The organism is Chryseobacterium populi, assembly GCF_000282115.1.
Classification (GTDB): Bacteria; Bacteroidota; Bacteroidia; order Flavobacteriales; family Weeksellaceae; genus Chryseobacterium; species Chryseobacterium populi.
The window spans coordinates 41039-54084 of record NZ_AKJY01000003.1; the positions used below are offsets into that span (position 1 = coordinate 41039).

Sequence of the window (13046 nt, forward strand, 5' to 3'; positions counted from 1 at the left end):
TTCTTAAGGGTCTTTATATTGAAAATCCTATTTATTCCTCTGCTAACCGGATCGATTTAATAGTAATAAAACAAGGAATGTTGACGGTTAAAGGTTGATCTTCTAAAGAGGGTTCGGAAAAAGCGGTAGTTTGAGTAATGATTCCGGTAACGGCTACTTTTTTACCTTCAAATTTTTCAACTTCCTCTTCCGGCCGTACTGATTCTTTGTGGTATGGAGGTAAAAGGTTTACCTCCATGTAATTGTTTATGACAATTTTATAGTGCCCGGAATGCCCGGCCATTCCTCTTTTTACCAATGTACTTTTTGTATAAGTACCGGTTAAGGTAACTTCTTTATTGTATTGTAAATCAGTGTTGTATTGCATTTTGTCTGGTGTTTTTTTGAAATGGCATGCCATAACAGATATGAGCATGCAGGTGTACATTATTTTTTCGATCATGTTTTTTCAATCGTCATGGTTGTTGGCTTGTCTCCATGCTGATGGGTATCATGATGCTGCTCATGAAAGGTCTGACCTTTTTTGGCGGCGGTTCCGTACATGGCGAAATCCCATCTTTCATTTTCTTCATCTCCGTCTACCGCATAATTTTCCAGTGTAATGGTATCTTTCTGGTCATTGCTTTTCATTACGACCCCGCCCCAGTGGAAATTCCAGGTATTTTCACCTGCATAATTGGCTCCGCCTGAAGACATGGTATATCCCTGCCCAACAGACGGACTTGCAAATTTGTTTATCTTTAAATATTTATCTACTTCTTCCCGCTTTGATTCGGACATATTATTGTAGAATTCCATCATGATATTTCCATATTCATCTATTTTGGCCCAATAAATTTCTCCTTTGGCTTTTTTATCTGCTTCTGTGGTTGCAGCACTGAAGGCTGCAGCTGCGGCATTGATTTCGAGTTGCTTGGCATTGGCTCTGGTGAATACCGCATTTATTTCTGTTTTTTGCTGTGCAGATGTTGATGGCATGGTGAGCCATTTATCAAGCATTTTTTTCATGATTTCTGCTTTCATCAGTGAAGGGGTTGTTGCTGCGGTTTTAGAGTCTGCTCCTGTCAATGCATCACGGTGGGTAGCTCCTCTTCTGTTGCCTCCCACTACTACGGCACAGCTGTTTCCACAGTCATCTGAAATTTTCATTGTATTTCCTGCTGTGCTGTTCTGTGTATTTTTAGGAGTAATTTTTTTAAGGGTTTTCTTATTGCCGGCGTGAGACACATTAAAGTTACTGCTTTCTTCCACCAACCTGATCCCTGATCCTACTCCTGCTAAAAAAACATTGGAGACCGCTGCTTTCCCGGCTTCGGCATATAAGTCATGATTAGGATATCCTACTTTAACGGCTGTGGTTAAATCATCTGAAATCCTGTATGTATTCCCAACTGCCGAGCCTGCTGTACCGTTTGCATCGAGATACCTCTGAATACTTTTGTTGTGTCCTTGTTGTATGGTGTGGGTCAGCTCATGGGCCAGCAAATGTTTTCCTTTATCGGAATTCGGGCTGTATTTCCCTTCATTAAAATAAATATCATTCCCTACAGCAAAAGCCTGTGCATTGAGATCCCTGCTCATCTGTACCGCTTCATTTCCCGTATGGATCTTTACATTGGAAAAATCGGTTCCAAAGCTGTTTTCCATAAAGCTTTTAGTGCTGTGATCCATTGTGTTTCCGTTTCCTTTGCCGGCATTGATCCTGCTTTCTATATGATCCGGTGCCTGGGATTCTCCTGCTGTTTCTGTAGCAGAACGCTGGATCATTGGCGTTATACTTTCTGCGAGAGGCTTCATCCGGAGCTTTTCTTCCTGTTCACAGGCCGCATATTTTTGAAGGGATATTCCTTTCTGTGCTATCTGAGATGAAGATCCCGGCTTACTCATTACCTGGTCTGCAACGCGGTCTGCTTCTGCTTCGTAGGAATCATTAGGTGAGCCTACACTCAGTTTTTTCTGAACGACGGGTTTGAAAAAAGAAGTGTTGTTCTTTGGAGCAGCAGCTTTTTCATAAGATGTTAATTCTTGCATGGCTTTTAGTTTTTTTATTATCACTCAGGGTTTATCAAAATTGGAACTTCCGCCTCCTAAAATTTTCACCTGGTTTTTGATGTATTGAATGAGGGTTTTCAAGTTATTTGCAGAGCCTTTCTGAATGTCATGGTACAGAATGACTATTTTGGAAGATAAATTCTGGGCCCAGGGTTTCCATCCTTTGGATTTTGCAGTGGTCAAGCCTGTATCTAACCGCGCTTTAAGATCTGTAAGAGATAAGTCTTTCCCCTGATCCCCGTCTATATCCCACATGAGATTCTGAAGCCCAGTTTTAGCATAAATACTGGATACATCTTTATTAAATGCTCCTGTAGGAGGCCTTACCAAATCCGGATTCTTACCTGTTTGCGTATGGATATAGCTTTTGGCACTTTCAAGGTCTTTTTCCAAGGTACCGTCTTTGGCAGAGGTAGTATGCAGCTTATGATCTTCTTTGCTTCCGGTATGCACTCCAACAGTGTGACCTTCTGCCTGCATTCTTTTGACCAGTGCTTTTCCTACTGTATTGGCTCCTCTGTAGGATACTCCGGTCTGAATAAAGAATGCAGCTTTGATTCCTTCGGATTTCAGGTCATCCAGGACTTTTTCCGTAAGATTGGAAGATTTTCCCAATTCTGCAGCATGGGGCCCGTCATCAAAAGTCAAAGCAAATGTCGGTGAGGAAGAAGATGAAGGTGTTGCCGGGGAATCCGGAAGTTCTTTATCTTTTTTTGGGTTTTCTTTTTCTTTGGGCTTTTCCTGTTTTACTTTTTGTTTACCCCGCATTTTCACTCTCCAGAAAGTGGTTTCATTGCGTTCAAAGCTTTCGACTTTGTATTCTTTCCATTCTCCTTTTTCCTTAAGTTTCTGCATCCGGGCCTCAGCTTCTTTCCTGGTTTTGTAATATCTGGCTTTATCTCCGTCTTCATCATTTACCCAGGGATTTGATGTTTCTTCTTTTTTGCTGATTTTTTCCGGAGATTTTTTAGCAAAGAAAGGAGTGTCTTCCTTATTTTTCTCGGGAAGATTAGACGGGTTTCTGGAAAAAGAATCGTAATATTTCATTATTCTAAGTCAAAAATTGATATTGAATTCAAGCACATTATGAAGCGCTGCAATTATCACTTTCATGGCAGTTTGAAAATGTCGGGGTTCTCCAGAAAGGCCTGCTGTAAATCCTCACACAGTCTCCCATCTGTACGGTGTTATAGAACTCATTCGACGAACTGCTTGCTGTAGAGCTGCTGTCTGCATCGGGAATTCTGGCACATCCTGCGGATTGATCACCCGGGATTAATGAAGGTGTTTCCGGTCTTGGATCACCATGTCTCCAAAAGTTGCTGTGGAAACCAAAATTGTCGCAATAGTTCACGAAATTAATTAATCCATGACTCGATAATCTCTGGAATCCCTTAATTGAATACAGGTGACACCAATCATTATTGCCTGCCAAACCGGCAGTACTTGGTCCGGTAATCACATGGTCATATTGATGCAACACTGAAGAACTTGTGCCATTCCTTTGATAGATCCTGATTGCATGTAAATTCAGATTAAGATGTATTTCCCTGTCTTTTCTGTTTGCAGTTCTGTAGGTACACGGATCAGTTTCCTGTTTTTGGAGTTTCCTTCCTACTCCTCCGGTTTGCTGAATCGTATGTGTGAGTTCGTGAGCCAGTAAATGTTTTCCTGAATCTGTATCCGGACTGTATTTTCCTTCATTAAAATAAATGTCGTTTCCTACAGCAAAGGCTTGTGCATTGAGGTCTCTGCTCATGTGTACGGCTTCACTTCCTGTATGGATTCTCACACTGGAAAAATCAGCTCCGAAACGTTGTTCCATAAAGTTTTTGGTTCCGTTTTCCATAAGGCTTCCACTGCCTTTACTGGCATTGATCCTGCTTTCTATATGATCCGGAGCATGAGATTCTCCGGTACTTTCTGATGACCGTTGAATCAAAGGCGTAATGCTTTCGGACAATGGCCTCATCTGAAGTTTTTTCTCTTCTTCCTGACAGGCTGCACATTTTCTCTGAAGCAAAGCTCCGGTATGGGCAACCTGTGGTGAGGAATCCGGCATTTTCATGACTTTATCTGCAACCTGATCTGCTTCTGCTTCATAAGAATCATTGGCCGAGCCAATATTCAGTTTCTTCTGAAGATTCGGCATAAAGAAAGATGATTTCTGTTTTGAGGTTACAGCAGCTTCTTTGGGTTGTTTTACTGCTTCCATATCCTTAATTTATTTTTACCCCATTTGCTGTAATTTCTTTGGCCAGATCCCAGTTTTTATTGGTGATCTGGTCTTTAAAGCATTGTGTTCTGTAGATCGTTTTTCTTAGTATCTGTCTGGAATGATTGGCCAGCCAGTTATGCCTGGTGTTGACATACTGGGTAACCCATTTTTCTTCATTTCCGCCATTCAGGGGAATATTTTCCGGAAACCTTTCTCTTAAAAAAGAAGGAACGCTTCCCGAATGTATAAAGCTGTCATAGATCACCAGCATGCTTAACGCTTTTGTAAACTGGTTTTTCTGGAAGAAATGATAGGCCGGCTGATAGTAAAGAATGTCAAAAAATTCATCCTGGCAGGCTCTCATCATGAGATCCTCACGGGCAGATTTTCTTAGCAGGTTTTTAAATTCTGCGTTATCCACCAGAGTCTGTTTTCCTATCAGGCTTACAAATTTTTTGAACTGCTCTGCAAAAAGGCCTTTTTTTGTAATATACATTTCAATCAGGGCTTTCAGGTTTCCCTGTTCGGTGGTCTGGCTTCTCCCGTAAGTGATCTGCCGGGTTCCGTTTTTGCCATCGGCATAAATGACCAGAGTGTCATACCTACCTTCTTTGCTTCCTGTCTCAAAAACATTAATCACCTGTAATATTTTTGATTTTTGTTGTGCTGTTATCATGATTATTCGTTTTTTTGTTAATATCTCCAGTAAATATTCAGAAAGGCTTCCATCCATGGGGTCTGTATCATTCCGATTCCCCAGGGCAATCCTGCTAACAAAATATCGACACCTTTTTCTTCTACCCATAATTCGGAGGAAGATTGAGGATTGAGTAATAATTTGCCGGGTCTTTGTAAAAAAGTTTCCCTGAGCGCCTGTACAGATGATCCTTTTAATGAGGACCAGTGCTCTGTTACGGCTGATAATAAATCATGGCAGGTCTCTTTTTCTTTTTTGCTTATTTTTTGTCTGGTATTAACGACATTATCTACAGGAAATCCGCAGAGAAGCTTATTTAAAACCAGTTCGTTTTCAAAGAAAATGTCCTGTCCTGTAATCAGGTATTGCGTAATCAAAATTGCTTTATGCTGGCTGTTTTTTCCTGTCCAGGCTTCTTCCGTACACAGATTCAGTTTTTTAAAAAGAGTCTGAAAAAACGGATGGAGAATCACCAGACCTGCATTTTCAATAAAAAGAGATGAAGATTGTAAAACCGGATGCGAGGTATTTACTGATGCTTCATCAGATTGCTGAAGAAACTTGGTTGGTCTGCTACTTTCGTCTTTTACTTTTCCTTGTTTGCTAATTACTTTAGAATCTGTATTTTCCTGTTTCTTCTGAAGATGGTTTTCCTTATTGATTGTTGTGCCGTGATCTTCAGTAATTTCGGTGCTCTTTGTGCTGTTTTCTATGGTTTTTCCAGAATCAGGATTAAATTCCTGCTTATCTAGCTTATTTTTTTCAGGATGATGGTCTTTTTCAGGTGATAAATAATTATCTTTTGTATTTTCAGAATATAATCCTGCTGCTTCAATATAAGATTCTAATTCTTCTGTAGAATAAAATTCTATATTATTTTTTAAAAAATTTAAAATTTTAATTGAATCATTATAAATATAGTTATTTACTGTTTTATTTTTTATTTTTTCTTTAAAAAAATCAGGTACATTGAAATAATACCTTATAAGTGTTTTCTTATTTTCATGCAATACCATAAGAAGTTCTTTGATAAAATTTGTAGAAATTTCTATTGCTGCTATGATTTCATCAATACGGCCTGAAAATAAATTTTCCTTAAGGATTCCTGTTTTTAAATAGTCAATGAAAATATTTTCAAGATATACAGCTTGCGGTACAAAGCCCTGCTCTACCTGAATTTCTTCATTGATGCCAGGCTTTGCAGTTATGGAATTATTCTTCAGATATTCTTCGATCTGAACCAAAGACTGCTTTACCAGTTCTTTTTTCCATTCTTTCTGAGAAATATCCGGCAACTGAATGCATAAATGATCTATCGTCCAGCTATAATTTTCAACAGAATATTGGTCCAGTAAAATTTCAAGTTGAGGATAAAATGTTTTCTCCAGCAGATCAGACAATGTATTTTGTATCTCTTTTCCCAAAGGTTGGGAAGAGCATTGAACATCCATGATATGTTGCCCGAGAAGATGCATTATTTATTTCTTTTCATCAAAATTAAACGGCGGACAATGAAACTGGATTGAGGTAAATACTTCGTCTCCAGCCTGTATTCTGTCATTGGTTGTAAAAGGGTTGGGTTTTAAGCTGATCCTTAATGTGTTTTCCACGATCCGGAAAAACAGGGTCCATACCCGCCATGTTTTTTTCTCTATGTCCGTTACAGGGACAGCAAAAGACATAACTGTGTTGTCGTACTGTTGGAACAGTGGGGTAAGTGCTTCTATAATTTTAGGATCCAATTGAAACTGGAAATTGGTAACAGATGATTCTCTTATCAGTAATCTGAAAGTAAAATTGACGGTTGTTTTTTCTATTCCTCTGAAAGAATACCAGAGACGTCCTCCCTTTGGATCATCAAGGGGATTCTCATCCCAGAGGTCAAATAAAGGTAATTGTGCGCCGGTACCTGTATTCTCTGTATAATCCAGCAGGCTGATGAGCACATCACGTACTTCTTTTGCCGTATTATTTCCGCTATCATTGATAGCTGCTATTCTTGCTTCTACTTCGGTTCTTGTTGCCATGATATTAAGTTTTAAAGTGGTTATTATTTTTGGGTATCAAAATCTTTGTCATTAAAATCAGGATTGTTGAAATCTCTGATGGCAGCGACTGTAATTTTCTGCATATTGTCACATATTTCGCCAAGCTGCCTGATGCTTACGGTAAATGTTTTCACCTTTTCATTGAAAGGGAACGTATGTCTGACTACTTTTTTATCGGTGGTTATTTTACCTGACTGATCGCCAAAATCTATCTCATATTCATGGGTGTCGCTTTGGTCAGCATTGGTAAATTCGAAAGCATTAACATCTTTAGGATTTCTGGTTGCACTCCAGTTGGAGATTTCAGCAGGCTTGAATATTTCAAATTCCAGGGTATTGCTCACCTCGCCTTCGCTTTCGTATTGTAAAGTATATTTTGCAGGGTTTGCAGTTGATGCATGGTTAGGCTGAAGGAAGAATTTATCACTTCTTTTAATCACTGCGTCTTTGGCGGTTCCTGTAAAAGTTCCGTCGGTCTTACCTTTGATAATGATTTCATATTCCTTATCATCGGTATTGCAATATTTCAAGGTATCCAATGAAATAGACAAGGGGTCTTTTTTCTCGATTTTCAGTTCAATGGTATTTCCATCCCCGCAACACAGATACGGAAGGAAAAAATCTGCGATCACCAATTGCTGGTAAGGAATGTCCTGAGGCAGCTGATTCGGGTAATAATATTGCATGGCATACGAAAGATTCCCCAACAGATAAGATTTCATTTCTTTGGTATATGCCGGAGAGAGGTTATAATCTGCCAGTTTCAGGATATTGGCTTTGATGTTTTCTGTTTCCTGTTTACATTTATCGAGTTCTTCAATCGGCGGGTTTACAATCTGGGAAGTGTAATCTTTGAATTTAATGCTTGAAGTAATATCCTGTATCACACTGTCTTCCAGATTGAATCCCTTTTTGTAAATCTTTATGGATTCCAATAACTGATATAATGGTTTTACAGGAGTTTTAGGCTTAAATACGGAACTGTCAACATAAACCAATATAAAAGTTCCGCCTTTCGTAACGCCTGCTTTATGGTCAATTCCCGGATGTTTCTGAATGAAGGTTGAAAAGAATAAGTCTTTAAATATTTTCTGCCATCTGATCTGTGATTCTTCAAAAATAACGGCAAAAGGATCCTCCAAAAACAGCTCATTGATATCATCAAAACGGTCTATAAGATCTTCCGCGATCATTGACAGCTTGTCTTTATTCAGAAACTGAATGCAGAACCTGTGCATCAGGAATATCTGGTTCAGCTCTTTGAAAACTTCATTGAAGCTTATAAAATTGGGCAGAAAATCTTTCAGATCATTGGTGAGTAAGTTTTTGATCTGCTGCAGGATGTTTTTGAAGCTGTCTATACTTTCATTTGTTAATAATTTCTGGTTCACCAGAGTAGTTTTGTTTTGTGAGATCCAGTTGATGACAAACTCCGTAATGTTATACAGCCTTTTTCTGGCCAGATCATAATCGGTTTCCAGGTCATCCCATCTGCCTTCAAATTTAGAGATGTCAAGCTCTTTTCCGATATAATCAATCGCATTGAGAGCGGTGATTTTAAAGGGAAGATTGTAGCTGTTTTTGATAATGTTCAGCTCTTCGACTACATCGGTGTATTTTTTACCCAAATGTCCCTCGATTCTGAAGAAATTGAACGATTCAATATCATAGAGCAAAGGTTTTTTTACATTGTCCAGATTGGTGTATCCGGGCATTTCAGAATGATAAGACAGTATTTCGTTGTTTTTATTTTTTATTGCTTTTTTAGGACTCCATTTTTTATTTAAATCTAAAATCCCGTCATAATAAAAAGGGATTGATTTTCCGGAAAGCGGGATATCTCCATACACGGAAGGCGTTACTTTGATGCCGTTATTCTGTATTTTCCAGGATTTGATCAGGTGCACGAGTCTTTCAAATAATAAAGAGAGTTCGTGTTTTTTCTTATCGTTTTTCCCCGATGTATTCTGTGTGGAGAAAAAAGGAGTTCTGTATCCGGTATCCGAACTGTCGGCTTCCCCAACAACAATATGAAAAGGGAACATACCTGCATCTACACAGCATAAGGATGGGTTGTGAATATTGAACTCTACAATCTCATTATATGCAGAAGTGATATCAAACATCCAGTCCCATAAATACTGTACATTGACTGTATTTTTATTGGTATTGATAACGCTTTCCAGAGTGGTTTTAACATTCTCCAGAGCATTAAAATCAATTTTTGGGGTGATGCGCTGTTTGTAATTTTTATAAACTTCGCTGATCTTATTGGATAAAGTTTCCACAGTAGAATTGCTGACAATTTTCCTGAATTCGTTCAATACCTGTGTTCCGGTTATTAACGGATTGTAAGGAACATTATATCTCGGTAATGAAACTTTTTCAAATGAAATTTCTTTTGGATATTCCGGGAATAAGGAAGCATTCAGCTTATCCACTGAAATAAGTAACGGACGGATTTTAAATTCAATTCTTTTGCCCTTGTCATCACAATTGGTGGTGACGCAGTTTTTTTCATCGATTAAAGAAGCTTCCAGTAAAAGGACAACTATTTTATTTTCAAAAAACTGATCGGGAATAGCAATCCTGTCGGCTTCCAGGGTATTTGTCGGGAGTAATTCTATCGATTTTTTTAACGGCTCATACATTTTGGTGTATGGGAAAATCATATCCAGATATTCACCATCTATAAAAGTAGGCGCTAAAAAATCAGAAGATAATTCTATGGAATGATAATAGCTGAAGGTCTGCTCCTCCCATTGTATCTGGTATCCCAGAGAAGTAATGGCGGTTCCGCAGCTTATGGTGATCTGATTCGGTTTCGGGTGTGAAATATCCAGTCCGCAGAGAATTCCGATTCCGATGCCACCTAGGCGGGTAAGCCTGTCTTGCTCTTCCAGGTAACTTATGGCACGGTTCAGATGTTTTTGACTCAGCACCTGGTCTGCTTCAAAAACAGGATATTTGGATGGTGTATATGCTTTCATGGTAATGTTTTTTTAAAGGGTTCCTAACGAAGTGCTTCCTAATATAATGGGGTTTGTGGTTTCACTGAGCTGACAATCATATAAATTTCCTTCAGGGTAAATGGTATTGAGTTTTTTAAGGCTTTTCAGCAAAGCTTTATGATATTTGGTATATTGAGTAAAATCTTTTTTCATCAGGGTTTTACTACAGTATCTGAGCCGGAAATGCCTGTAGCTTCCCAGCCAGTTTTTATAGGCTTCCTGAAAATCCCACATATCTCCGGAATTGACCCAGCAGATTTTTAAGAGGACATGAGCCGGGGCTTCCTGTCTGAAAATCTGTTCTGCATATCTTCTGAAAGCAATGCTCCTGAATCTGGATAAATATCCCGGTAAAACGATCGTCGCTTTAAAAGAATAAGGATCATTATTGGCTTCATCTTTACAGTCGTCTTTTAAACAGACTGACAATAGATCTTCGGCATCATCATCAAGATGCGGAAAAGGTCTCAGCAGAATATGTTCAAGGCAGTAGAAGTTTTCATAAGCTTCATTTAAGGCCTGCATCAGCTGATAAAGATATTCTGAAGCCTGCTGGTTGCTTGTAAAGGTTTTATCTACCGTTGCTATTTTTTTAGGTTGTACGCCTAAATAAATAAAAAACTTATTGCCTTGTTTATGAATGAAATAGGCAGTTGGGTTCAATAAGTTCTGCTGTGCCCATTTCCATTTCTCTTCCAGATCTGTGGCGGGCTGTACAATTTTGTAAACTACACTTTCATTATTTATTTTAACGGGCAGTGTCCATTGGGTCTGTACTTCGGTTTCAGTAACAATATCTCTGAGCCCGATATGATTGATTCCCAACAGCCTTGCAGCTCTTCTTTCATATCCGCTGCTGTGGTCCGTATCCCATAAATCCTGGAAATCAAATGTGTTATTGATCAGTCCGGCATGCAGATAATCTATTCCGAGCCCTCTTTTATAGCTGGTTTCCGCATAATCTTTTATAAATGCTTCTTTATCGTTGATAAGGTCTTGCGGCTGAAAAGAAAACTCTCCCAACCCGCCTGCATCCTGGCTTACCCTGTACATCATAAAGACATAATCATTAAAGCTTTCACTGAAACGGGCCATCAGATGGTCTAATACCCTGTTCCGTCTGTCGTAAAAAACAGCCTGAGTTTCCTCCAATGAAACATCAGTATCTGTTTCTCCGGATAACAGTTTATTTTTAAAATCGTCTCCATATATTTCTTTGCCATAAAAATTTTCTCCTGTTTTCGGATCTGTTTCCAGATAATTAGGAAAATAGGTCTGCTGAAGCGGTTTCAGGTCGAATATATTTTTGGCATTGTACAGCTGACTGAAAAAATCTGCCAATAGCTGGTCGTAAAAATGAAGATAAGCTTTAAGCTGTTTTACCTGGGCTTTTCTTTTTTCAGGAACTTTATCTGACAGCTGGTTTTTACCTAATCCGTACGTGATCGGAAATTCTTCCTGAATGCTGTAATATTCATCCAGCTGGTAAAACTGTCCCTGAGGAACCGGTAAATCATTCTGTACGGAATAAAGCTTATAGTTCTGTAGCTGAGCTTTAAGCTGTAATACCTTCTGCTCTACCTGCATCTGGTTGGTCTCAGATAAGAGAAACGGAATGTTTTTCTGAAACAATAATATTTTTGATCGTTCACCGGAAAATACAGGTTTTTCCTCACCGGATAAATGCAGGCACCATTTCTGATTGGTACTTCCCATAATAGGTTTTCCTAGGGAATTATAGGCTGTCATCATCAGGTTTTCCACTGAGACGACTCCTTCAATCTCCATCAGGGCGGCAATAATATCCGAAGCATGAACAGAAGCCGGTAGCTGGGCTTTTCTGAGCTCTTCGTCTTTTAAAAAACCGTGCTCAAGTTTCGGGCCTGAAAATATTTCGGTGGAATTTAATCCCTGTTCTGTCAGTTGTGATAAGGTGTAGAAACGTACCGGAGGATTCAGGATATTTTCAATCGCCATCTGAATCCTGGCCATTGTTTCTACGGAATCGGTTTCGGGAGCTAATTCTATATCTGCACAAAAGCCTATTTCAACGGTTTCGATGGTTTCCACACATAAGAAATCTTCTATAAGGTTCCTGTTCTGATGCAGCCTTTGCTGAACGGTTCTGAAGATATGGTCTATTTTTATTTTTTTATCTTTTAATAGGCTGATGATCTCACAAACAGGCTTTTCGGTACTGAAATATTCTTTTACTTCATTGATTTCATTACTGTTAAAAGGTTCTATGGTCAGCTTCAGGATGTCATTCACCTGAATAGTCCGCATGACCGTAATGATAACCGTATTGTCTTTCAGCTCTGTTTTCTTATTTTTTATTTTGGTGGGCTTATCCATTTTGCCCAGAAGAAGCGCCTTAGGATCATTCCATGAGGAAAAATCAGGGGTAATCTTTACCTGTACCCATTTTCCGGATTGCAGGAATGCAAATTCCAGCTCTGTGGTATTCAGGTTTCCAAGAACGGGATCTTCAGCCAGCTCTATTTTTATTTTATTTAAACCTCTTACAGATAGAGATTCCAGTAGTTTATTGTTCTTATCTTTTGGAGTAAAGCTCAATTTATCCTCAAGAATATTGATGTAGATATTTTTTTCTGCTTTATGGGGTAAATGGTATCCGTAAAGATCGGTCTCTTTTTTTGTGGCCAGATACCAAGCGTTTGAAACGCCTTCAATATCGATTAACAATTTACGATAATCCAGCTCTGTTACCGGAGCATTGGTCATGATATCTCTTGCTGTAAAGAACGACTGGTTTTGGATCTGTCCGTTTTTATCGGCCAGTAAATCTTTAATATCAAAATCAGTCCTGTATCCCAACTCCGTGATCATGAAAGAAAGAGCCTCCAAAATCGTGATCCCGGGATCGTGGGCATTATAATCCGTCCATAATCTGTTCCCAAGTTTTTCAACATGCTTCAGGCCTTCTTTTTGCAAAAATTCATAATCCTGCGACGGCTTCAGTACTCTTTCTGATGGTATGTAATATGTTGGGTTCATGG

9 protein-coding genes are annotated in these 13046 nt (G+C 39.0%); all 9 read right to left on the minus strand.

The window, feature by feature from the left end; genetic code table 11:
* Positions 1–31: 31 nt before the first annotated feature.
* Positions 32–367, minus strand: a complete 336-nt coding sequence (locus tag PMI13_RS01145) for a hypothetical protein (RefSeq protein WP_156104414.1) — start codon at positions 365–367, stop codon at positions 32–34.
* 71 nt (positions 368–438) lie between these two features.
* Complete coding sequence (locus PMI13_RS20455; RefSeq protein WP_007839760.1) at positions 439–2031, minus strand: eCIS core domain-containing protein; 1593 nt, start codon at positions 2029–2031, stop codon at positions 439–441.
* A gap of 24 nt (positions 2032–2055) precedes the next feature.
* The gene (locus tag PMI13_RS20460; protein ID WP_007839761.1) at positions 2056–3099 is read right to left on the minus strand and encodes a polysaccharide deacetylase family protein; all 1044 of its coding nucleotides are present in this window, start codon (positions 3097–3099) and stop codon (positions 2056–2058) included.
* Between the two features lie 37 nt (positions 3100–3136).
* Positions 3137–4267, minus strand: a complete 1131-nt coding sequence (locus PMI13_RS20465; protein WP_007839778.1) for an eCIS core domain-containing protein — start codon at positions 4265–4267, stop codon at positions 3137–3139.
* Positions 4268–4271: 4 nt separating this feature from the next.
* Positions 4272–4946 (minus strand): chitosanase, encoded by a 675-nt coding sequence (locus tag PMI13_RS01165; protein ID WP_007839780.1) that lies wholly within the window; start codon positions 4944–4946, stop codon positions 4272–4274.
* A 17-nt stretch (positions 4947–4963) separates the two neighbouring features.
* A complete protein-coding gene (locus PMI13_RS20470) occupies positions 4964–6442 on the minus strand; it encodes a contractile injection system tape measure protein (RefSeq protein ID WP_007839782.1) in 1479 nt (492 codons plus the stop codon).
* Positions 6443–6445: 3 nt separating this feature from the next.
* Complete coding sequence (locus tag PMI13_RS01175) at positions 6446–6994, minus strand: hypothetical protein (protein WP_007839783.1); 549 nt, start codon at positions 6992–6994, stop codon at positions 6446–6448.
* A gap of 23 nt (positions 6995–7017) precedes the next feature.
* Complete coding sequence (locus tag PMI13_RS01180) at positions 7018–10005, minus strand: hypothetical protein (protein ID WP_007839785.1); 2988 nt, start codon at positions 10003–10005, stop codon at positions 7018–7020.
* A gap of 12 nt (positions 10006–10017) precedes the next feature.
* The gene (locus PMI13_RS01185) at positions 10018–13044 is read right to left on the minus strand and encodes a hypothetical protein (RefSeq protein ID WP_007839787.1); all 3027 of its coding nucleotides are present in this window, start codon (positions 13042–13044) and stop codon (positions 10018–10020) included.
* Between the last annotated feature and the right edge of the window lie 2 nt (positions 13045–13046).